The 21443-nt window shown below is 66.6% G+C and carries 19 protein-coding genes; 8 read left to right on the plus strand and 11 right to left on the minus strand.

The features are described from left to right. Window positions 1–31: 31 nt before the first annotated feature. Complete coding sequence (locus tag JNG39_RS16555; RefSeq protein ID WP_368312996.1) at window positions 32–1024, minus strand: hypothetical protein; 993 nt, start codon at window positions 1022–1024, stop codon at window positions 32–34. 293 nt (window positions 1025–1317) lie between these two features. Here JNG39_RS16555 and fusA point away from each other — a divergent pair, with 293 nt between their 5' ends. Continuing rightward, window positions 1318–3357, plus strand: a complete 2040-nt coding sequence (fusA, locus tag JNG39_RS16560; RefSeq protein ID WP_368312997.1) for an elongation factor G — start codon at window positions 1318–1320, stop codon at window positions 3355–3357. 92 nt (window positions 3358–3449) lie between these two features. On the opposite strand, the gene JNG39_RS16565 is transcribed toward fusA, so the two are convergent. Further along, window positions 3450–3995 (minus strand): type 1 glutamine amidotransferase domain-containing protein, encoded by a 546-nt coding sequence (locus JNG39_RS16565; RefSeq protein ID WP_368312998.1) that lies wholly within the window; start codon window positions 3993–3995, stop codon window positions 3450–3452. 100 nt (window positions 3996–4095) lie between these two features. Then, window positions 4096–4575 (minus strand): SET domain-containing protein, encoded by a 480-nt coding sequence (locus JNG39_RS16570; RefSeq protein WP_368312999.1) that lies wholly within the window; start codon window positions 4573–4575, stop codon window positions 4096–4098. A 158-nt stretch (window positions 4576–4733) separates the two neighbouring features. Here JNG39_RS16570 and JNG39_RS16575 point away from each other — a divergent pair, with 158 nt between their 5' ends. From JNG39_RS16575 to JNG39_RS16585, 3 genes are all read left to right on the plus strand, one after another. Then, on the plus strand, window positions 4734–5225 hold the full coding sequence (locus JNG39_RS16575) for a hypothetical protein (RefSeq protein WP_368313000.1): 492 nt from the start codon (window positions 4734–4736) through the stop codon (window positions 5223–5225). A gap of 20 nt (window positions 5226–5245) precedes the next feature. Beyond that, window positions 5246–7021, plus strand: coding sequence for an acyl-CoA dehydrogenase C-terminal domain-containing protein (locus JNG39_RS16580; protein ID WP_368313001.1), 1776 nt, complete (start codon window positions 5246–5248; stop codon window positions 7019–7021). A gap of 139 nt (window positions 7022–7160) precedes the next feature. Beyond that, on the plus strand, window positions 7161–7637 hold the full coding sequence (locus JNG39_RS16585) for a GNAT family N-acetyltransferase (protein ID WP_368313003.1): 477 nt from the start codon (window positions 7161–7163) through the stop codon (window positions 7635–7637). A 202-nt stretch (window positions 7638–7839) separates the two neighbouring features. On the opposite strand, the gene JNG39_RS16590 is transcribed toward JNG39_RS16585, so the two are convergent. Continuing rightward, the gene (locus JNG39_RS16590) at window positions 7840–8601 is read right to left on the minus strand and encodes a SapC family protein (RefSeq protein ID WP_368313004.1); all 762 of its coding nucleotides are present in this window, start codon (window positions 8599–8601) and stop codon (window positions 7840–7842) included. 301 nt (window positions 8602–8902) lie between these two features. Here JNG39_RS16590 and JNG39_RS16595 point away from each other — a divergent pair, with 301 nt between their 5' ends. Next, window positions 8903–9475, plus strand: coding sequence for an HNH endonuclease (locus JNG39_RS16595; protein WP_368313006.1), 573 nt, complete (start codon window positions 8903–8905; stop codon window positions 9473–9475). A 76-nt stretch (window positions 9476–9551) separates the two neighbouring features. Beyond that, window positions 9552–11447: a 1-deoxy-D-xylulose-5-phosphate synthase gene (gene dxs / locus JNG39_RS16600; protein ID WP_368313007.1), complete on the plus strand. Its 1896-nt coding sequence runs from the start codon at window positions 9552–9554 to the stop codon at window positions 11445–11447. 89 nt (window positions 11448–11536) lie between these two features. Here dxs and JNG39_RS16605 read toward each other — a convergent pair whose 3' ends face one another. Further along, window positions 11537–12091, minus strand: coding sequence for a hypothetical protein (locus JNG39_RS16605; protein ID WP_368313008.1), 555 nt, complete (start codon window positions 12089–12091; stop codon window positions 11537–11539). Window positions 12092–12354: 263 nt separating this feature from the next. After that, entirely contained in the window at window positions 12355–13173 is an 819-nt protein-coding gene (gene prmC, locus JNG39_RS16610) for a peptide chain release factor N(5)-glutamine methyltransferase (RefSeq protein ID WP_368313009.1), read from the minus strand. A gap of 36 nt (window positions 13174–13209) precedes the next feature. On the opposite strand from prmC, the gene JNG39_RS16615 reads away from it, so the two are divergent. After that, window positions 13210–14100 (plus strand): alpha/beta hydrolase, encoded by an 891-nt coding sequence (locus JNG39_RS16615; protein WP_368313011.1) that lies wholly within the window; start codon window positions 13210–13212, stop codon window positions 14098–14100. A gap of 7 nt (window positions 14101–14107) precedes the next feature. Here JNG39_RS16615 and JNG39_RS16620 read toward each other — a convergent pair whose 3' ends face one another. After that, window positions 14108–15010 carry a phytanoyl-CoA dioxygenase family protein gene (locus JNG39_RS16620; RefSeq protein ID WP_368313013.1) on the minus strand — a complete coding sequence of 301 codons (903 nt, stop codon included), beginning with the start codon at window positions 15008–15010 and terminating at the stop codon, window positions 14108–14110. Window positions 15011–15141: 131 nt separating this feature from the next. Between JNG39_RS16620 and JNG39_RS16625 the strand changes: the two genes are divergently transcribed. After that, on the plus strand, window positions 15142–16275 hold the full coding sequence (locus JNG39_RS16625) for a Gfo/Idh/MocA family protein (RefSeq protein WP_368313014.1): 1134 nt from the start codon (window positions 15142–15144) through the stop codon (window positions 16273–16275). A gap of 6 nt (window positions 16276–16281) precedes the next feature. On the opposite strand, the gene JNG39_RS16630 is transcribed toward JNG39_RS16625, so the two are convergent. The 4 genes from JNG39_RS16630 to JNG39_RS16645 all read right to left on the minus strand — a co-directional run bounded on the left by JNG39_RS16630 (window position 16282) and on the right by JNG39_RS16645 (window position 21251). Further along, window positions 16282–17289 carry a LacI family DNA-binding transcriptional regulator gene (locus JNG39_RS16630; RefSeq protein WP_368313015.1) on the minus strand — a complete coding sequence of 336 codons (1008 nt, stop codon included), beginning with the start codon at window positions 17287–17289 and terminating at the stop codon, window positions 16282–16284. Window positions 17290–17410: 121 nt separating this feature from the next. Further along, complete coding sequence (locus JNG39_RS16635; RefSeq protein WP_368313016.1) at window positions 17411–20089, minus strand: M1 family metallopeptidase; 2679 nt, start codon at window positions 20087–20089, stop codon at window positions 17411–17413. A gap of 95 nt (window positions 20090–20184) precedes the next feature. Then, the gene (locus tag JNG39_RS16640) at window positions 20185–20544 is read right to left on the minus strand and encodes a DUF1428 domain-containing protein (protein WP_368313017.1); all 360 of its coding nucleotides are present in this window, start codon (window positions 20542–20544) and stop codon (window positions 20185–20187) included. Window positions 20545–20708: 164 nt separating this feature from the next. Further along, entirely contained in the window at window positions 20709–21251 is a 543-nt protein-coding gene (locus JNG39_RS16645) for a carboxymuconolactone decarboxylase family protein (protein WP_144915435.1), read from the minus strand. Between the last annotated feature and the right edge of the window lie 192 nt (window positions 21252–21443).

The following is a 21443-nucleotide window of genomic DNA, read 5'->3' on the forward strand; positions in this document are numbered from 1 at the left end:
CGATGGTTCCCGCGCAGGCGTCCGTTCGGCCCTACCCGCCCGTGCGCCGCGAACGCTCGGCGTTTTCCTGGTCCATCGCTTTCAACGGCGTATCGCTGGGGCAGCCTTCCATCACCCGCTCGTCGCGGCGATAGGCGGCGATGCACTGCGCTTCGCTCGGCGCCGCGGGTGGATCGGGATCGGCCGAGAGCGGTTTCGCCGGCGCCATGTTGAGCCGCGCGTCGCCGTCCTTGGCCGATGCCTTGGACGGGTCCTCGCCGCTGCATCCGGCCGGCAACACGAACAGCACGGTGGCGCAATTGACCCTCACGCCGTGGCCGAGATCGAAGGTCTTCTTCAGGGTGCTCTTTTCCAGCGCCCGGCGCATGCCGCCACTCAAGGCGTTCTCGTCGCGCGGAGCCCAGTCCTTTTCGAAACGGGTTTCCTTGTAGGTCACCGGATTCTTCCGCGACATGATGTGTGCGTCGTCCGTGGGTTTGCGCGCCACGAAATCGGCCTGCGTGGCGGCATGGCCCACGGACTGGACCGGTGCGGCGATGCTGCCGTCGGCCCCGAAGATCGCCGGATGCGCCGGCGGCGCTTCCGAGGGGGGAGCCTGCTCGGGTTCGGCGGGTTTCGGTCGCGGCGGCTCGGGACGCGTGGCTTCCGACGAACGCACCTTCGGCGGCGGCGAGACCACGGGCGGCGGAGGGGGCACGTTCGCCACGGCGGCCGCGGACGGCGGCTCGATGAAGCGCACCTCGAGCACGTCGGGGGTATCGTCGGGCGCCGCGAAGTCGACCAGCCGGCGCGGCTGCATCTCGTAGCCGACGAAGAAGACCAGGACCACGTGGAAGGCCAGCGCGGCCGCGAGCGCCAGCGTGAAACGCACGCGATCGCGCGGCGGCGGGCGCCGTCCGATCGCGCGCAGCGCCGCGATGGTGGCGGCATCGATCGGCGCCAGCCCGTGGTGGCGCGGCGCGTCGTCCGGCGTGAGCCGGTGGGGTTCGACGAACGGCGGTGGCGCCTTGCCGGGATATTGCACGCGTCAGGAAGTCCCTGGAAAAGATGAACGAGGATAGCGGCGCGGCGCTAAATACAGCGTAAGCACCGGACCACGGACAGCACATGGGCCGGAAGATTCCCCCGCACTTGATTCCTGTCCCGGGAAGGAGAACCCTTGGACCGGGCCCACGCCCAACCATCTCCGCCATGACCGCCCGGCCCCGCCGGACGACCGTGACGGCCCGCCATCGTCATGCCGGGAGGCGTGCGAGAGGCGACGCCGAGGTCGACGCCGCGTCCCACGCATCCCTTCCACTGAAGGAGGGTCGCATCGTGTCGCCATCCACGGAACGTATCCGCAGCCTCGCTCTCGCCGGCCACGCCGGTGCCGGAAAGACCACGCTGTTCGAAGCCATGCTCCACTACGGAGGCGCCCTGAACGCCATGGGCCTGGTGGAACGAGGCACCACCGTCTCCGACACCGACCCGATGGAAAAGGCCCGGGGCCATTCGATCGATGCGTCGATCGCCTCGATCGAGCGCAACGGCTATCGCATCCACCTGCTGGACACCCCCGGGTACGCCGATTTCCGCGGACCCGCGCTGGCGGCCCTGGCCGCCGCCGACACGGTGGCCGTCGTGGTCAATGCGGCCAACGGCATCGAGCACGGCACGCGCTCGATGATGCGCCACGCGAAAGAGCGCGGGCTGGCACGCATCCTCATCGTGAACCGCATCGACGCCGAGGGCGTGGACCTGCCCGCGCTGGTAGCCGATCTGCGTGCCGAGTTCGGCAACGAATGCCTGCCGTTGAACCTGCCCGCCTCGAAAGGCCATGCCGTGCGCGACGCGTTCTTCCAGACCGGCGGCGACACGGATTTCTCCTCGCCCGGCGAGGCCCACCGACGCCTCATCGACCAGGTGGTGGAGATCGACGACGCCGTGATGGAACACTACCTGGAGGCCGGCGAATCCTCATTGGGCGCGGGCGAACTGCGCGGCGCGCTCGAGCACTGCCTGCGTGACGGCCACCTCGTACCCATCGTGTTCACCGGCGCGCGCGACGGCATCGGCGTGGGGGAGCTGCTCGAACTGATCGAACGCATCCTCCCCTGCCCCACGGAAACCAATCCGCCCCCGTTCCGCGACGCCGGCGGCGAGCCCTTCCCGGTGAGCGCCGACGCGCACGGCCACGTGGTGGCCGACGTGTTCAAGATCGTCAACGATCCCTTCGTGGGCAAGCTGGGCGTCTTCCGCGTATGGCAGGGCACCGTGCGCAAGGATTCGCAACTGCTGGTCGACGACGGCCGCAAGCCGTTCAAGGTAGGCCACCTCTTCCGCCTGAAAGGGCGCGAACACGTCGAGGTGGACGAGGCGCTGCCCGGCGACATCGTCGCGGTGGCCAAGGTGGACGACATCCACTTCGACGCCGTGCTGCACGATGCCGCCGACGAAGGCCGCATCCATCTCGAACCCGCCGCCTATCCGGCGCCCATGTACGGCCTCGCGGTGGAACCGGCGCACAAAGGGCACGAACAGAAGCTGTCGCAATCGCTGGCGCGGCTGGCCGAAGAAGATCCCTGTTTTCGCGTCGAGCACCGCAAGGAACTCAACGAAACGGTGATCTACGGGCTGTCGGACCTGCACGTGAAACTCATGCTCGAACGCATGAAGGCGCGATACGACATCGACGTGATCACCCATCCGCCGCGCGTCGCCTATCGCGAAACCATCGGCGGCCATGCCGAGGGGCATCATCGGCACAAGAAGCAGACCGGTGGCGCCGGTCAGTTCGCCGAGGTGTTCCTGCGCGTCGAGCCGGTAGAGCGCGGAAGCGGCTTCGACTTCCGCGACGAAACGAAGGGAGGCGTGATCCCCGGGCCGTTCATCCCGGCGATCGAGAAAGGCGTGCGCCAGGCGCTGGACGGCGGTGCGGTGGCCGGGTATCCGATCCAGGACGTACGCGTGACCGTCTACGACGGCAAGCATCATCCCGTGGATTCCAAGGAGGTGGCCTTCATCAGCGCGGGACGCAAGGCGTTTCTCGATGCCGTGTCGCGAGCACGGCCGCAGGTGCTGGAGCCGGTGGTGGACCTGGAGGTATCGATTCCCGATGCATACGTGGGCGACGTGACCGGCGGCCTCGCCTCGAAACGTGCCCAGATCATGGGCACCGACTCCCTGCGCGGTGGCGAGACGATGATCCGGGCCCGCGTGCCGCTGGCGGAGCTGGTGGATTATCCGACGCAGTTGAAGTCGATGACGGGTGGGCAGGGACGCTATGCGATGGCGTTCAGCCATTACGACGTGGTACCGCCGGGAGTGCAAAAACGGCTGGCGGAAGCGTGGAAACCGAAGGACGAGGACGATTGACGCGCGTGCTTCGCAGGCTTCGCGGACAGGGTTTTCTCCCACCCTTCGGCAGACGGTGTATCGCTGAAAGGTGGGAGAATTTGGGCGGCGGATCAGGCGGCCAAGGCCTTGATCAAGGTCTGCGTGAACGCCGGAATATCGTCCGGCTTGCGGCTGGTGATGAGGTTGCCGTCGGTCACCACTTCGCTGTCTTCCCAGCGGGCACCGGCATTGTCGAGGTCCTGGCGGAGCGATGGCCACGACGTGATCTTCTTGCCTTTCACGAGCCCGGCGTTGATCAGCGTCCACGGCCCATGGCAGATCGCGGCCACGGGCTTGCCGGACTGGCCAAAGGCCTTGACCAGCCCGACCGCTTTCTCGTCGGTGCGCAGGTGGTCGGGATTGATGACGCCGCCCGGGAGTACCAGGGCGTCGTAGCTGCCGGGATCGGCCTTATCGAGGTGTACGTCGACGGGCACGGACTGTCCCCAGTCCTTCTTGTCCCAGCCCTTGATCTGGCCGGCATCGCCGGGCGCGATCACGTCGACCTTGGCGCCGGCCTCTTCGAGCAGGCGCTTGGGTTCGGTCAGTTCGGACTGTTCGAAGCCGTCGGTGGCCAGCACGGCGATGCGGCGGCCGGAAAGCGTCTTGTTCGCCATCGGGAATCTCCTTGCGGGGGAAGGTACCCCAAGCATGGAAACCGGCGAATGAGCGGCGCGTCGCGTGAATGTCGGCGCGCCGTGGGCAAAGGTGAACGGCTTACCTCGCCTTGCGCTTGGGCTTGAGCATCGTGCCGATGCATTTCGGCGAGCCGCACCGGCACGCCCAGATCTTCTTCAGCCTCGCCGTGTGCGGCATGTCGAGCGTGATGCCGTAGTCGTAGGTCAACTCTTCGCCGGGAGCGATGTCGCGAATGGCCTCGATCAGCACGCGGTCGTTCTTGGTGGGCTTGCCCTCGACCGCTTCCTCGATCAGCGCCTGGCAGTTCGGATCGCAGCTGTGGTTGATCCAGCGCGCCGTGTTGCCGTTGCTGTTGCCGTCGACGATGTACTTCTCGTTCAGCGTGAACAGGAAGGTATGGCCGGTTTCACCGCCGTCGCCGTAACGCTTGTCGGCCTGGGCGTGGGTGATGTGGTCACCCTTGTATTCGATGATTTCCTCGCCGGCCTTGATCGGCGCGGTGGCGAAGACGCCATTTCCATGGATGGGCGAGCGGCGGGCTGCGATGCGACGGGTCATGTGGGGCAAGAGGTCCAGCGAGGCGATCCGGTCATGATGCCTGCTCCGCACCCGCTTGGGAACCGCGTTTCAAACGCCCGTCTCGCGCCTGCCGTGCATGGGCGCTACCATCGGTCGCTGTTTCGACGTCCCATGCCGCCAAGCCCTGGATGACACCGATGCTCCGCACCTCCCTCCCTCGCGCGGCCGTTCTCGCCACGCTGGTCCTGCTCGCTGCCTGCGGGCCCGCGAAGAAAAGCGTTTTTCCGCCGACCGTCACCCTGCAGGAAGTCACCGCCAAGCCCGGCGGAACGTGGCACGTGACGCTGCGCGTGCGCAGCAACAGCTACGGCGGCATGTCGTTCGACCGGTTCCAGGGCACGCTCCAGGTCGCCCAGTTGGGCGGCGTGCTGCTCGATGCACGCATCGATCAGGACATCCCCGCTTTCGCCGCGGACGTCACCCGGGTGGACATCCTGCCCACCCCCGAGATGTCGAAGGCGCTGGCCGACCTCGCCGCCAAGGGCAGCTCGGGCTCGCTTCCCTACGCCATCGAAGGCCGCATCACCGGCACGGCCGAAAAAGAAGACAAGCCGCGCACGTTCACCGTGCACGGCAGGAACTGGCTGTCGCCCGTGCCCGGCATTCCCGATACCTACCGCTCTCCCTGACCCTTGTTCCGGACGCCTCCATGACGAACTACAAAGCCCCCCTCGACGACATGCGCTTCGCGCTCTTCGACGTGCTCGGCGCCGAAGACGTGCTCACCCGGCTCGACGGCGGTGAAGCGCACAACCGTGAACTCATCGACGCCGTGCTCGATGAGTCGGCCCGCTTCACCGAACAGGTGCTCGCGCCGCTGAACGCATCCGGAGATGCCGAGGGCTGCCATTACGACAAGGCCACGGCCACCGTCACCACGCCCAAGGGGTTCAAGGAAGCCTATCGCCAATACGCCGAGGGCGGCTGGACCGGCCTCACCGCGAGCGAGGCCGCCGGCGGCCAGGGCCTTCCGGCCGCGCTCGGCCTGCTCACCAAGGAGATGATCGACTCGGCCAACACGGCCTGGGGCATCTATCCGCTGCTCTCGCACGGCGCCATCGACGCGATAGCGCACCACGGCGACGACTGGCAGAAAGAAGTGTTCCTCAAGCGCATCGTCGACGGCACGTGGACGGGCACCATGTGCCTGACCGAACCACAGGCGGGCTCCGACCTCGGCCTGCTGAAGACGCGCGCGGAGCCGAATGGCGACGGCAGCTACCGCGTCACCGGCACCAAGATCTTCATTTCCGCCGGCGAACACGATTTCGCGGAAAACATCGTGCACCTGGTGCTGGCCCGCCTGCCCGACGCGCCGGCCGGCAGCCGGGGCATCTCGATGCTGGTGGTGCCCAAATTCAAGGTGAACAAGGACGGCTCGGTGGGCGAGCGCAACACCCTGGCCGCCGGCGCCATCGAGCACAAGATGGGCATCAAGGGCTCCGCCACCTGCGTGATGAATTTCGACGAGGCCGAGGGCTGGCTCATCGGCCCGCCGCACAAGGGTCTCATGGCGATGTTCACCATGATGAACGCGGCGCGCCTGGGCGTCGGCGTGCAGGGGCTGGCGATTTCCGAGGCTGCCCTGCAGGGCAGCCTGCGCTATGCCCTCGAGCGCTTGCAGATGCGTGCGCTGTCCGGTCCAAAGCTGCCGGAGAAGCCGGCCGATCCGATCGTCGTGCATCCCGACGTACGCCGCATGCTGCTCACCCAGCGCGCCTTCGTCGAAGGCGGCCGCGTGCTCGCGCTGCACGCGGCGCTGCAGAGCGACATCGAGGCCCGCCATCCCGATGCCGACACACGGAAAAACGCCGGCGAACTGCTCTCGTTCCTCATCCCCATCATCAAGGGGCTGCTGACGGAAACCGCGCAGGAATGCACCAAGGAAGCCCTGCAGATTTTCGGCGGACACGGCTATATCGTCGAACACGGCATGGAGCAGCTGGTCCGCGACGCGCGCATCATCACCCTTTACGAAGGCACCACCCAGATCCAGGCGCTCGACCTGCTCGGCCGCAAGGTCATGCAGTTGCAGGGCGTGGGGCTGAAGCACTTCCTGGCCGAGATCGGCGCGTTCTGCCAGGCCCACGCCGGCGACGAGAGCCTGAAGCCGCTCATCGGCCCGTTGTCCGCCGCCGCCACGACCTGGGGTGAACTCACCCGCGACATCGCCGCCCGGGCCCAGGCCAACCCCGAGGAATTGGGCGCCGCCGCGGTCGATTACCTCTACTTCTCGGGCTACGTCGCCCTGGCCTATGCCTGGGCACGCAGCGTGGCCGCCGCCGACGGTTCGCGGCTGTCGACGGCAGGCAAGCAGGCCAAGCGCGATACGGCCGCCTTCTACTTCGCCCGCATCCTGCCGCGCATCCACCTGCACAAGGCGGCCATCGAAGCGGGCGTCGCGACGCTGCCCGACGTGGCCTGATACCCGGCGCCGGGCCGTCCATCCGACGGTTCGCTGCGACAGGGCGACTCACGCCGAAGGGCGGACGGGACTTTTCCCGCCCGCCCTTCGGGTGTAGAACTGACCGGGCCCGGACGCCCACCCAACGGTTCGACACACGATGAGCGATAGCCCGTACCGCATACGCCTCGCCGAGAGCGACGACGACGACTTCATCCTCGGCCTGGTCCACCGCTTCATCCATTTCCCCTTGCCCAACGGCCGCACGAAGACCGATTGCCTGAAGGGTATCGAGGCCGACCTGGTGAAGCACCTGGACGAGCAACCGTCCAACAGCTACATCTTCATCGCCGAAAACGACGACGGTGAGGCGGTGGGCTTCGTCCACCTGCAGAAGACCAAGGATTTTTTCACCCACCGCGACAATTGTCATATCTCGGACATCGCGGTCGCCGAGAAGCACGAGGGCAACGGCGTGGGCGCGGCCCTCCTCGCCCACGCCTACGCATGGGCCAAGGAACATCGCTGTCAGTTCGTGACCCTGGCCGTGTTTCCGGGAAACGAGAAGGCCCGCGAACTGTATGCGAAGCACGGGTTCGACACGGACCTGGTGCGGATGGCCCGGCCGGTTCGCTGAAACCGAACGCAAGGCACTGCGCTTCTGCTTTCGCAGGAACGACGCGAGGTTGCCTTGTGCGCAGCGGTGAATCTCGTAGCTCGTCGTTCCTGCGAAAGCAGGAACCCAGCGCCTTTCGCTCGAGGGCGCGACGAACTACCTACGAACAAGCAAAAAAAGGCCGCCCATCGGGCGGCCTTTCATTGAGCACGACGGCGAACGCTTACGCAGCGGTCGTCGTACCCTCTTCCGCACGCTCGCGCGCATCGAGACGCTGGGCCATGCGGTCGATGTTGGCCAGCGACACGAGGTGGGCGTAGATCCAGCCGAAGGCGCCTTCGCGCAGGAACTCGTGCGCGGTCTTCTCGTCGAGGGCGCGCAGCTTCTCTTCGTTGATGACGAACAGGCCGTTGAGGTTGATGCCCTTGCCTTCCTTCTGCAGGGTGATGGTGCGCGGCTCGAGCAGGTCGTGCTCGCGCAGCTTGCCCATGAACCACTGGGTGCGGGCCACGTGATCCTGGAACTCGCCCAGGAAGTTCACGGCATTGGTCAGCGCCGGCGCGTCGGTGCCGTCTTCGTTGAAGAGACGCTCGCCTTCGCTGTCGTTGAAGCCTTCGTAGGCCTCGTCGAGGAACACGGTGAAATCGTCACCTTCGGTGCCGACCGGCTTCTCGGCCAGCACGAAGGGATAGCGGCGCACGAATGCCGGGATGTACAGGCCCTGCTCCCAGAAACCGTCCTTGCCGACCAGCAGGTTTTCGTTCTGGCGAAGGCCCAGCAGCGCCATGGGGCCCGCGGTTTCCATGCTGTCGCCGGCGAACAGGATCGGGAAGTCGCGCGAGGCCGGCGCGAACTCGACGCCGGTGAGCGGCACCGAATGGGCCTGCTTCGCGAAGTTGATGTTGTTCACCGCCTTCAGGCGGAGATCGCGGTGGGCGGTACGGTTCAGGGGAACCGGACGCTCGTAGAAAAGCACTTCTGCCACTGTTCAATCCCTCTTGGACCCGCCGGACCTGGGAAGCCACCCCGGCCCCCCTTCCAAACCCGCCGGGCTCACATGCGAATCCCCACTATAACAGCGCCCGATGACTGCTACAGCCCCGCAAGAACCATACCGAGGAGGTGCTTTTCTGTAGCAATTATGGGCTATGCTCGGACCAACGCCCCCATGCGGGGCGGGTTCGCGCCGCGAACCGCACGGAGTTCGGCTTGCTGGAACGCTCTTTCGCGTACGTGAAGGACGAGACCCGATGACGATGGAAGTGCACCAAGAGGATTTGCCGAAAATGGCGGCGCTGCACGCCACCCGCGTGCTGTCGCTCGACGCCGGCGGGCGGATCCTCGACTGGATCAGCTGGCAGGACGCCGTCTGCCTCTACGTCCGGGGGGTGGTCGCCTGGACCCTGGGCGACCCCTGCGTCACGGTCCACGGCGGCATCAGCCGGGAGAGCGGCGAACAGAGCACCCTCCAGCTCCATCCGATCGTCGCCAGCACGGGCCATTGCCGCGAACACGCCATCGATCCGGCACCCGCCCTCACCAATACCGCCCTGTTCGCCCGCGACCGGCACCTGTGCCTGTATTGCGGCGAGCAGTTCACCCGCCACGCCCTCACCCGCGACCACGTCGTGCCCCTGTCCAAGCGCGGCCAGGACGAATGGGAAAACGTGGTCAGCGCCTGCCTGTCGTGCAACCTGCGCAAGAGCAACCGCACGCCGCAACAGGCCAATATGCCTCTCCTGGCGGTGCCTTACCGGCCGAGCTGGGTGGAGCACCTGATCCTTTCCAACCGCAACATCCTGGCCGACCAGATGGAGTTCCTCGTGAGCCACCTGCCCCGCGACCGCCGCCGGGCCTGAACCCGCGCCCGGCGCGCCTGCGGTTTTTCACACCCCGTCCCTTGCCCCGACACGCCCGTAGGCCAACAATACGGGCATGAACGACCTCTCCCACTACCCGTATCTGGCGCAGATCGACTCGCCGGAGGATCTCCGCCGTTTCCCGGCGGACGAACTGCCGGCCATCGCCGACGAGCTGCGCCGCTACCTGATCGAGGCGGTGGCCTCCTCGGGCGGTCATTTCGGCGCGGGCCTGGGCGTGGTGGAGCTGACGGTGGCACTGCACCACGTCTTCGACACGCCGGTGGATCGCCTGGTCTGGGACGTCGGGCACCAGTGCTATCCGCATAAGATTCTCACCGGTCGACGAGACCGCATCACCTCGATCAAGAAGAAGGACGGCCTCGCGCCGTTCCCCAGCCGCGACGAGAGCGAGTACGACACCTTCGGCGTGGGTCACTCGTCCACCTCGATCTCGGCCGCGCTGGGCATGGCCATCGCGCTGCAGCGCCGCGGCGATCCGCGCAAGGTCGTGGCGGTGATCGGCGACGGCGCGATGACCGCGGGCATGGCCTTCGAAGCCCTGAACCACGGTGGCGGCATCGAACCGAACATGCTCGTGATCCTCAACGACAACGGCATGTCGATCAGCGAAAACGTCGGCGCGATGACCAAGATGATGGCCCGCGCGATGTCCAGCCGCACGCTCAACGCGTGGCGTGAACGCGCCAAGAAGGCCATGCCGCGCGAATCCTTCTTCGGCCGCTTCTTCAAGCGCTGGGAGGAACACGCCAAGGGCATGTTCGTGCCGTCCACGCTGTTCGAGGAACTGGGCTTCCACTACACCGGCCCCATCGACGGCCACAACATGGCCCAGCTGGTGAACGCGCTGGAAACGGTGAAAGACCTGCCCGGCCCGCAGCTCATGCACGTCATGACCACCAAGGGCAAGGGCTACGAACCGGCCGAGAAGGCGCAGATCGAGTACCACGCGGTGGGTCCGTTCGATCCGGTCGCCGGCCTCGTGAAGAAGGGCGCGCCGGCCAAGCCCACCTATACCGATATCTTCAGCGACTGGCTCTGCGACATGGCCGCCGCCGACGAGCGCCTGCTCGGCATCACTCCCGCCATGCGCGAGGGCTCGGGACTGGTGCGTTTTTCCAAGGAATACCCCCAGCGCTACTTCGACGTGGCGATCGCCGAGCAGCACGCGGTGACGCTCGCGGCGGGCATGGCCGTGGAAGGCGCCAAGCCGGTCGTGGCGATCTATTCCACGTTCCTCCAGCGCGCCTACGACCAGGCCATCCACGACGTGGCGTTGCAGAACCTCGACGTCACCTTCGCCATCGACCGCGCCGGCGTGGTCGGCCCCGACGGGGCCACGCATTCGGGCAGCTTCGACCTGAGCTTCATGCGCTGCCTGCCCAACATGATGATCATGGCGCCGGCCGACGAGAACGAGTGCCGCATGATGCTCAGCACGGGCTTCCAGTACGCGGGGCCCGCCGCGATCCGCTACCCGCGCGGTACCGGACCGGGAGCCCGGCTGTCGCCCGATCTCGACACACTGCCGATCGGCAAGGCCGAGGTGCGCCGTCGCGGCCGCCACGGGCTGGCGATCCTGTCCTTCGGCACCATGCTCGCGCCCGCCGCAGTGATCGCCGCCGAAGTGGACGCCACGCTCGTCAACATGCGTTTCGTGAAGCCGCTCGACGAGGAACTCATCCTCGAGATGGCGCGCACGCACGGCGCGTTCGTCACCATCGAGGACAACGCCATCGCCGGCGGTGCCGGTGCGGGCGTGGCCGAGTGCCTGGCCGCGCACGGCGTGACCCTGCCCATCCTCCACCTCGGCCTGCCCGACGCCTATCTCGACCACGGCAGCCGCGAGGAAGTATTGACGATGGCCGGACTCGACCTGCCGCAGATCCGCGAAGCGATCCGCGCGCGCTTTCCGCAGTTCGTGGATGCGCCGGTGGCGAGCGCGGTTTAAGGCGTCGCGGGTTTCCGAAAGCATCTCACGTGGCTAACGGCCTCGGTACCACGGTGGCCGTTTCGTGCGATCGCCATCGTTCGAGCGCCTTATGGAGATGGGGCGCCACTGAGCCGTTGCGCACGCACCCAATCCGCGATCTCCTTGCCGGGCTCGCTAAGCAAGGGACAGCGGACTAGCTCCGGCGTAGGCCGACTACAAAGCCGCAGCCCCGCGACAACCATGGCAATGGCATCGCGTTTATCCTCGGAAAGCCGAGCGAATAAATGAACGACATCGCCGCCCTTCTCCGTGGGAAGCACGATGACATCCAGGCGCTCCTTGTCTTGCACCGTCGAATGAAAGCCCCTGATCTTGTAGCCCTTGGCATCCAGCTTTAACGACGCCCTGGCTAGATCAGGCAGTCGAGGCGCCGAACCGACGTAAATGGACAGAAACGCCTCTCCGGACCGGCTCACGGTATATATCCCAAAATCGGCGGGCACCTCATAGCTAATCGACATGTCGTTAGGCAGCCTAAGACATGCAGCGGACATGAACACGTCGCAGGGATACCCCCAAAGAGCTTGGCTGGCAGCCCAGGTGAGTCCGGGACAAAGAAGAACGAAACAAAGAAAGATCTTCGCGCCAAAAGAGCCGTTCATACCTTAGGGTTCCTTACGCTGGACGTTGCCTTTGTAATCGATCATTCCTTGTACCGTGTCGGAATCGACCCTGCCTGGCCCCCTGTTCATGATGCTGTCCCCCTTTGCAGGGTCCGGCAAATTCGTGGCCTTGTCGTAGAGATCGTCAACACCGCCCAAGCGACTGAATTCGTGGGGACGCTACTCCATCGTCGGCAACATCGACCTCGGCGCGTCTGCCACCAAGGTCGGCATAGCTTCCCCCGTCGTCCGCGCCGGAGCCTTCAGAGCCGCTGCGCCCCGGTGACCCTGTCACGCAGTTCGAGATCGGCAGCCGTGAACACTTCCCGCCATATCGACGTGTCGAACGTCATGCGCGCATCGTGGCCTTGGTTCCAACCGTGTTCGAACAGCAGCCATCCTCCTTTGACAAGGTAGTCAGGCGCATCGAGAACGATCCTGCGTATATCGTCCATACCGTCGCTTCCCGATACGAGCGCGGACCGGGGCTCGAAACGCAAATCGCCCAGCGCCAGGTGTTCGTCGCATTGATCTATATAGGGAGGATTGCTCACTACCAGATGGAAGCGTTCGTCGCGGACGGGCGCGAACCAGTCCCCCAGGCGGAACGTCACCCGCTCCAGGCCAAGTCGGCACGCGTTGCGGTTCGCGACGTCCAGCGCATCTTCGCTCGCGTCCACCGCGATCACCGTGGTATCGGGCCTCTCCCGGGCCAGCGCGAGGGCGATGGCGCCGCTCCCCGTGCCAAGATCGAGCACCCGCCCGCCCCGGGGCAATCTCTCCAGCGCCAACTCGACCAACCGCTCCGTTTCCGGACGAGGAATCAGCGTCGCCGGTGTCACCTCGAGCGACAGCGACCAGAAGTCCCGGCGCCCCGTGATGTATGCCACCGGTTCGCCATCGGCGCGCCGCCTCACCACGCTCTCGAAGCGAGCGGACGCTTCGGCGGCAGGCACGTCGTCCGCATGCGCGAAGAACCAGGCGCGATCGACGCCGAGTACGTGAGCCAGCAGGGCTTCCGCTTCCAGGCGGTCACCCAACACATCGGTCGCTTGGCGCAGGATCGTGCGAATATCGTTCATGCAGGCATTGTAGTGGCTCGGCCCTACAATCCGCGGATGCGCCTTTCCTCCCTCCTGCTTGCCCTGCTGTGCCTGACCGGCTGCCACGCGACCTTCTTCGCGGCGGTGAACGCCACGCAGTCCGGTTCCGGCATCGTCGACCATCGCGACATCCCGTTCGCACCCGGGCGCGACCTGTCGCTCGATGTCTATGCCCCCCTCCATGCCGCGCACGCGCCGGTGGTGGTGTACTTCTACGGCGGCGACTGGCGCTTCGGCCGGCGAGGCTGGTATCGCTGGGTAGGCGAGGCACTGGCTCGCCGGGGCGTGGTGGCCATTGTTCCCGATTACCGACACTGGCCTGCCGTGCGCATGGACGGCTTTCTCCGCGACGGTGCGGACGCCGTGCGATGGGCGAAGGACCATGCGGCGATGTTCGGCGGGGACGCCTCCGAGCTTTTCGTGATGGGCCACTCGTCCGGCGGACATATCGCGGCCATGCTCGCCACCGACAAGCAGTGGCTTGCCGCCGTGGGCATGGCGCCACGCGACCTGTCCGGCCTCATCGGCGTCGCCGGCGCGTTCGACTTCCTTCCACTGGATGAAAAGGCCTATCTCGACATGTTCGGCCGCACCGCCGAGGAGCAGGCACGTTCGCAACCGGTCAACTTCGTCGACGGCGACGAACCGCCCGCCCTGCTACTCCAGGGGGAGGCCGATACCGAGGTGTATCCCGCCGAGGCCATCTCGCTCGAAGGCCGTTACCGGCAAATGGGCGAGCCGGTGGAACTGAAGCTCTATCCCGGACTGGGCCACGAAAAGCTCGTCTTCGCCCTGGGGCCGCTGCATCGCGCCGCTCCGGTGATGGATGACGTGATGCGATTCATCCATGCCGAGACGGCGCGCCGCGACGGCCGTTCCCGCGAGAACGGGAACGTGCGCCCGTAATCGCCGGTCAACGCTGCTTCATGACGTCGCGCCCTTCCGCATTGCCGCCACGCGCCGCGTCGAGCACTTCCGGGTAAGGATAGTTCAAGCCCAGCAACTGACGGATGTCCGGGCTGGCGTTCTCGACGAACGCTTTAGGTAAGGCGGCGGGCAAGTCTTCCATCGGTTTGACGAACTTCGGCAGGTACTGCGTGATGATCGCGGAGCGGTCGATCGCGCTGCGGTTGGGCATGGCGCAATGCCATACCGCGCCGAAGAAGACGACGGTGTCGCCCGGCTCGCCGAGCATGCGCTCGCACCGCTCGAAGAAGCGGTCGCCCTCGTCGGGATAGTGGAGCTCGCGCTGGCTGCCGGGCACGAAGGCCGTGGCGCCCGTTTCCTCGGTGAACGGGTCGAGCATGATCGTCGCCTGCGCATTCAGCGCGAAGGTGGAGTTGATGCGCGCGGGATGCGTCTCGGGCGAATGGAAGTCCCAATAGGGATAATCGATGTGCGGCTCCTGGCCGGGCCCGCCGGGAAGGATCCGGTTCGCGGCGATCGATCCCATGATGAACTCGCTGCCGATGAAGGCGCGCATCACGCGCATGATCGCGGGGTGTGCCGCCATGCGCGAGAAGACGTCGCCTTTCGCCAGCAGGTTCCACACGCGGCGTTGAAGGTTGATGCGCCCCGCCCGTTCCGCATCGCCCTGGAAGTGCGTGACCTTGCCGCCGGCCGCGTCGAGGTCCGACTCGCGCATCACGATCGTGCGCGCGTCGGCGATCTCGGCCGGCGTGAAAAGACCGCGCAGCGTGACGGCGCCGATACCGTCGAGCAATTCGTGGACGATGGCGTCGGTATCGAGGGCGTCTTCGGTGAAGACGGGGATCGTGAGCGGCTGGCGGGCGACGACGGATGCGTGGGCGTTCATGGCGGCTCCTGCACGGGATGGGCTGGGGACGGGAGTGCCCCGACGGCTACACGCTAGGCCGATTTGCAAGCGCTTGCAAATTGCACTGCAACATCCGTAGAGTCGGACGCTCCATCGCTGCGGGACGTCACGTGAACAACGAACTGCGAATCGGACTGATCGGCGCCGGATACATGGGCAAAGCACACACCATCGCCCTGAAGACCGTCGCCCCCACGTTCGAACCCGAGCGAGTACCCGTCTGCGAGATGATCGCGACGTCCAGCGACGCCGGTGCGGCGGAGTACGCAGCCCGCTGGGGCTGGTCGCGCTCGACGGGCGACTGGCGCACCCTGGTCGACGATCCGCAGGTGCAGGCCGTGATCGTCGCGACGCCGCCGCGCACGCATGCCGCGATGGTGATGGCCTGCGTCGCGGCGCGAAAGCCGGTCTTCTGTGAGAAACCGCTGGGCACGTCGGCCGAAGAATCGCTCGCGCTGGCCGAGGCGGCGGAGCAGGCAGGGATCCCGAACATGGTGGGATTCAATTACATCCGCACGCCGGCCAGCCAGCTCGCACGCCAGATCATCGCCTCCGGCGAGATCGGCGAGGTGATCCAGGTCACCGCCGAACACGTCGAGGATTACCTGCACGATCCCGCGTTGCCCGCGTCGTGGCGCACGCGCGTGGCGACCGGCACCGAAGCGGGCGCACTCGGTGACGTGGCGTCGCACATCGTCAACGCGTGCCTGCGGCTCGTCGGACCCATCGATAGCCTCGTCGCCGACACGCGCATCGTGCAGCCCACGCGCCAGGGCCCGTCCGGTCCGGAAGCCGTGGAGAACGACGACCAGGGCCAGATGCTGCTGCGCTTCGCGAACGGCGCGACGGGCAGCCTGAGCTTCAGCCGCATGGCCGCGGGGCGGAAGATGGGCTACACGTATCGCATCACCGGCACGCGCGGCGCCATCCATTTCGACCAGGAAGACCAGAACGCCCTCTGGCTGTACGACGCCTCGCGCGATTCGGCGCGGCGCGGTTTCCAGAAGCTGCTCATGGGTCCCGCGCACCCCGACTACCTCGCTTTCAACCAGGGCGTCGGCCACGGCACCGGGTACAACGAGCAGATCGCCATCGAGATGCGCGACTTCCTCCAGGCGATCGCCACGGGCGAAAGCGTGTGGCCGACCTTCCGTGACGGCTACGAGGTGGATCGCGTGATCGCCGCCGCGCTCGTGTCGCATCGCGAGCGGCGCTGGGTGTCGCTCGGGGAGGTGACGGGGTAGCCTGCCTCAGCCCAGGCTCGTACGCGTGACCAGCTCACAGGGAAACAGCCTGCTGCGGGGGACGGTATCGGGGTTCTCCATCCACGCGACGATGCGCTCGATCGCGTGCAGCACCATGTCGCGGATCGGCTGACGCACCGTCGTCAGTGCATAGGCGGCCCAGCCCGCCAGCGGCATGTCGTCGAATCCGACGATGCCGACATCGTCCGGCACACGGACGCCACGTTCGCGGCAGGCGTCCATCGCCCCCATCGCCAGCACGTCGTCCGCGCAGAACACACCGTCGATGCCGTCATCGCGGTCGAGGAGCGCATGCATCGCCACGCGGCCGTGCTCGTGCGTGTAGTTGCCCGCGTGGATCGCGTGACGGAGCCGTTTGCCTGCCGCGTCGGCGAAACCGTTGCCGCGATCGATCGTCGAGGCATCGTGCGCCGAACCGCCGAGAAAGGCGAGGCGGCGCAGACCGCGCGCGAGCATCGCATCCGCCGCGAGACGACCGCCGGCGACGTTGTCGACCGTGGCGACCGGCACGGGCGACGTGCGTCCGGCGCGACCGAACACGTGCATCACGGGCAATCCCGCCGCGCGGCACGAGGCAGCGAAGCCGTCCGGCGGCGCGGACGTCGCGATCAGTACCGCGTCGACGTTGTACTGGCGCAGCATGTCCAACGCGGCCCCGCCGTCCCCGTCTTGGCCGAGGTTCGCCAACAGCGGGCGCAGGCCGCGCGCCTGCAGCTCGCGGGTGAAGAGGTCGAAGACCTCCATGAAGGTCGGATTCGCGAAGTGGTTCGAGACGAGCCCGATGAGTTCGGTACGGCCCGTCATGAGGCTGCGCGCCAGGGGATTGGGCCGGTAGCCGAGCGCCGCCGCGGCGGCGAGCACGCGCTCGCGCGTCTTCGCCGAGACGCTCGCGCCTTCGGTAAAGGTGCGCGACACGGCGGAGATGGACACACCCGCGGCTTCCGCGACATCGCGGGCGGTGGGCCGTGGCAGGGCGGGCGGGCGTGAACTCATGGGCGTTAGGTTAGCGCAGTCACGCACCGTGACGGCCGCCGGGCGAGGGCGTCGTTTGCACCGGCATAAAAAAAGCCGGGCGATGACTCGCCCGGCTTTTCATACGCAACGCTTCGACCGATCAGCGAATCGTCTTCGGGTCCTGCTTGGCCTTCAACGCCGAGCAAAGGAGGATCGACTCGCTGGTCTGCGCCAGGCCGCGCTCGGCGCCGCTCACCTTCGACAGGCGATCCTTGTCGAAGAACGCGGACAGGCGATCGGCTTCGGCCTTGGAGCAGCTGCCGCCGGCGCCCAACGCGGGCAGGCGACCACCGGCGAAGCTGCCGGTACGAGCCACGATCTTGTCGTAGTTCGCCACGAACCACTTCCACAGGTCGTTGCGCGAGGCCTCGGAGTGACGGCCGCCGCTGAGCACCATCGCCATCTCGCCCACCTTCACGTCCTTGCCGAGCGCGAAGTCGCGGGCTTTGTTCGCCAGCGCCGGGTCCTTCGTTTCCGCCAGTGCGCTCAGCATCGCGTTGCGCTTGGCCGGATCGGAGGTCTTCGGGATTTCCGCGATCAGCGCATCCACCGCGGGCGCGCCACGCTCCTGCACCGCCACGCCGAGCGACGCGCCCAGCAGGTCGGGATCGGCGGCGTCGAGGTCGAGGTGGCCGTCCTTCGTCTTCAGCGCGGCGTCGCCCTGCTTGAGCAGTTCGGCGCGCACCTCGGCGTTGTCCATGTCACCGGCGAGGAAGGATGCGAGCGTGGTGCGGGTGATCGTGTCGTTGTCCTGCTCGCCGGCCTTCTTGCGATAGCCCAGCGCCTTCAGCTTCGGCAGGTAGGCGTCGGCGGCCCACTTGCGCACCACGTCGCGCTGCGCGTCGTTCGTGGCTTCGTTCGAGAAGATCCACTCCAGCGTGTTCATCGGCGCGGTGGACACCTCGCGCACCTTGGAGGCGGTGAGCGGCTTGTACGCGGCGAGCACGTCGCCCGCGTCGAGGTCGCCGTGCTGGAACCCGGCGCGAACGGCATCGGCATAGGCCAGCTGTTCGGCGTCGGTGAGCGTGCCCGCCACCTTCGACAGCGCGGCGAGATCCGCCTTGCCCTGCGCGAAGCGGTAGTAGCCGCGGCCATCGGCGTTGGGCATCACCCAGGTGCCCTTCGCCGCGCCGTCGAGCACCATGCTGCCCGTGGCCTGATCGAAGATCTCGCACTTGACCTTGTTCGCGCCGCCGCCGGTGCCGTAGCGCACGCACATCGGTACGCCCCACACGCGGTTGGCGTCGCCGGTGCTGCCCAGCGGCAGGTAACGGCTCTGCTTGAGTTCGAGCACGGTCTTGCCGCCCTCGGTCTTCACCTGGGTGGTGACGTAGGGCACGCCGGACTGGTCGAGGAAGCTGTTGAACGCCTTCTTGAACTGCTCGCCCTGGCCGGCGGCCTCGGCGATGGCGTCGACGAGGTCGTCCGCGGTGGCGTTGGCGAACTTGTGCTTCTGGATGTAGGCGCGCATGCCCTTCTGGAAGGTCGGCTCGGAGACGTAGCCTTCGAACATGCCGAGCACCGCCGCACCCTTCTGGTAGGTGATGCCGTCGAACGCCGTCTCGATGTCGCCGTTGCCGGTGATTTCCTGACGGATCTTGCGCGCGCTGACGAGGCTGTCGTTGCCCATCGCGCCCTGCGCGCCGCGCACGCGGTCGAGGTCGGCGCGGTATTCCGGGTGAACCTTCTGCGTCACCTTCTGCTGCATCCAGGTGGCGAAGGCCTCGTTGAGCCAGAGGTCGTTCCACCAGGCCATCGTCACGGTATCGCCGGTCCACTGGTGGGCCAGCTCGTGCGCGTTGACGTTGAACGAGCCACGCACGTATTGGGCGGCCGAATCCGGGTCGATCAGCAGCAGCCAGTCACGGAAGGTGACGAGGCCCGCGTTCTCCATGGCACCGGCGCTGAAGTCCGGGGCGGCGAGCAGGTCGAGCTTATCGAACGGGTAGCCGAATCCGTAATAGTCTTCGAGCGTGTGGATGATCGAATTGGTCTCGCCCAGCACGTGCTGCATGCGATGGCCTTCACCCTTGGCGGCGATGCCGCGCAGCGGGGTGGCGGTGGAGCGGTACTGGGTCGGCGTGATGTCCGGGCCCTTGACCACGTCCCACGGACCCACGGCGAACGCGACCAGGTAGGTCGGCAGCGGCTTGGTCGTGGAGAAGGTCAGGGTCTTCCAGCCGGCACCGGCCTTTTCTTCCTTGATCTGCGCGGTGTTCGCCACGCCCTGGTCGTCGGCGGGGATGGTGAGGCTGATGTCGTACGGCGTCTTGAAGATCGGCTCGTCGAAGCCCGGGAACGCGTAACGCGCCGACACCGGCTCCATCTGCGTCATCGCATAGGGCACGCCCTCGTGCGAGACCTTGTAGAGGCCCTGCAGCTGCTTGTTGAGCGGCGCGGTGAAGTCGATGGCGAGGGTGATCTCGCCGTCCAGCTTCGCGCCGAGGTCCACGCGCGCCACGCCTTCCTTCTCGGCGGCCACGGTGTACTTGCCCTGGTGCTTCTTGCCGGCGGCGTCGGTGACGACGACCTTGGACACCTTGAGGTCCTTGCCGTGCAGCCAGATGAAATCGGAGGCCTGGGTCAGCTTGACCTTGACCGTGGTGGAGCCGGAGTAGGTCTCCTGCTTCGGATCGACCTTGAACGAGAGCTTGTAGCTCTCCGGCTGTGCCCAGTTGGGCAGGTGTCCAAGGGGGGGCGCATCCGTGCCGGCGGCGAGCGCCGTGCCGCAGGCGGCGGCGAGCGCGGTGAGGAGAAGCGGACGTACGAGACGATGCATGACGGGGAACCCCTGGTGGACGATTCCTCCATCGTGCGAACTGGGGTGACCTTCGACACAGTGCCAGAAGGCACCCCTGTTTCTACCGCAGCGCGTCAATACTCCACGATGGGCTTGAAACCGCCGAAGAACATGCGTTTACCGTCGAACGGGAGGTTCTTCGGATCGGACCACTCCGCAAGCCCCGGATGTTCCATGACTTTCTTCATGATCCGGTCGCGCTCGCGGCGGTTCTTGTAGACGATCCACGAGAACACCACGACCTCGCCCGGCTTCAGCTTCACCGCCTGGGGGAACGAAGTGACCTTGCCCGGCTTGACGTCGTCGGCCACGCACTCGTGGTAGGACAGCGCGCCGAGCTCCATCCAGATCTTGCCCGCCTTCCTGGCCATCCTGCGGTATTCGCCCAGCTTGTCTTCCGGCACCGGGCAGACGAAACCATCGACGTAACTCATGGGACCCCTCCTCCACGCGTTTGGGTGGGTCGAGGATGGTCCGGCTTCGAGTCGTCCGCAAGTCGACGCTTCGCAGGATTCGCCGGCACGGTCGCTCCCACCCCTCCGGTAGAAACCTCGCTACCGGAAGGGTGGGAGCCGATCGTATCGGCGAACGGGGTGCCTCAGCCCGCGGCTTCGGCCTGCTCGAGCACCACGGCCACGGCGTGGATCACCGAGGCGATGCGCACCGCGCTCTGGATCGCCTGCACCGAGACGCCGCCATCGCGCAGCACCTTGTCGTGCGAGTCGATGCACATGCCGCAGCCGTTCACTGCCGACACCGCCAGCGAGACCAGCTCGAAATCGTTCTTCGCGTCGCCCTTGTAGGCGCCGATCACGTTCATGCGCAGCTTCGCCGGCAGGGTCTCGTACTCAGGGTGCGACACGAGGTGCTGGAAGCGGTAGTAGATGTTGTTCATGCCCATGATGGCGGCCGAGCCCTTGGCGGCGGTCACCTGCTCGGGGCTGGCGTTTTCGCCGGCGAACACGGCGATCGCCTCGGTCAGCGGCTTGTAGCGCGCGGCGATGGCCGAGCCCAGCGCGATCATCGCGATCTGCGCCTTGTTGAGGCCGGGGGCGCCCGCCTCGCTCAGCACCGAGTCGAGGTTGAGCTTGAGGTCCTTGGCGTATTCGGGAAGCGTGCTGCGCAGATCGGCGATGCTCATGGGTTGCACCTTTATCGTGAAGGGAGATACGAAAGGGGCGCGGAATATCTCGGCCCCAGGGGCCGGTTCACGCGAAAGAATCGGGGATGACACTCGAAAAAAGAGGCGGTGAAGCGAACTTCACCGCCTCCAGGGCGCCCGCGTCGCACGGGGATGGGGAGGGGAACGACGCGGGACTTACGACCGGTGAAG

Origin of the sequence: Luteibacter sp. CQ10 (assembly GCF_040900725.1) — a bacterium.
Lineage (GTDB): Bacteria > Pseudomonadota > Gammaproteobacteria > Xanthomonadales > Rhodanobacteraceae > Luteibacter.

Excerpts from the sequence above, each read along its gene's own strand:
- JNG39_RS16565 (WP_368312998.1), bottom strand. The coding sequence starts at position 3,995 with ATGGCGAACAAGACGCTTTCCGGCCGCCGCATCGCCGTGCTGGCCACC.
- JNG39_RS16570 (WP_368312999.1), bottom strand. The coding sequence starts at position 4,575 with ATGACCCGTCGCATCGCAGCCCGCCGCTCGCCCATCCATGGAAATGGC.
- JNG39_RS16575 (WP_368313000.1), top strand. The coding sequence starts at position 4,734 with ATGCTCCGCACCTCCCTCCCTCGCGCGGCCGTTCTCGCCACGCTGGTC.
- JNG39_RS16580 (WP_368313001.1), top strand. The coding sequence starts at position 5,246 with ATGACGAACTACAAAGCCCCCCTCGACGACATGCGCTTCGCGCTCTTC.
- JNG39_RS16585 (WP_368313003.1), top strand. The coding sequence starts at position 7,161 with ATGAGCGATAGCCCGTACCGCATACGCCTCGCCGAGAGCGACGACGAC.
- JNG39_RS16595 (WP_368313006.1), top strand. The coding sequence starts at position 8,903 with ATGGCGGCGCTGCACGCCACCCGCGTGCTGTCGCTCGACGCCGGCGGG.
- dxs (WP_368313007.1), top strand. The coding sequence starts at position 9,552 with ATGAACGACCTCTCCCACTACCCGTATCTGGCGCAGATCGACTCGCCG.
- JNG39_RS16605 (WP_368313008.1), bottom strand. The coding sequence starts at position 12,091 with ATGAACGGCTCTTTTGGCGCGAAGATCTTTCTTTGTTTCGTTCTTCTT.
- prmC (WP_368313009.1), bottom strand. The coding sequence starts at position 13,173 with ATGAACGATATTCGCACGATCCTGCGCCAAGCGACCGATGTGTTGGGT.
- JNG39_RS16615 (WP_368313011.1), top strand. The coding sequence starts at position 13,210 with ATGCGCCTTTCCTCCCTCCTGCTTGCCCTGCTGTGCCTGACCGGCTGC.
- JNG39_RS16620 (WP_368313013.1), bottom strand. The coding sequence starts at position 15,010 with ATGAACGCCCACGCATCCGTCGTCGCCCGCCAGCCGCTCACGATCCCC.
- JNG39_RS16630 (WP_368313015.1), bottom strand. The coding sequence starts at position 17,289 with ATGAGTTCACGCCCGCCCGCCCTGCCACGGCCCACCGCCCGCGATGTC.
- JNG39_RS16635 (WP_368313016.1), bottom strand. The coding sequence starts at position 20,089 with ATGCATCGTCTCGTACGTCCGCTTCTCCTCACCGCGCTCGCCGCCGCC.
- JNG39_RS16640 (WP_368313017.1), bottom strand. The coding sequence starts at position 20,544 with ATGAGTTACGTCGATGGTTTCGTCTGCCCGGTGCCGGAAGACAAGCTG.
- JNG39_RS16645 (WP_144915435.1), bottom strand. The coding sequence starts at position 21,251 with ATGAGCATCGCCGATCTGCGCAGCACGCTTCCCGAATACGCCAAGGAC.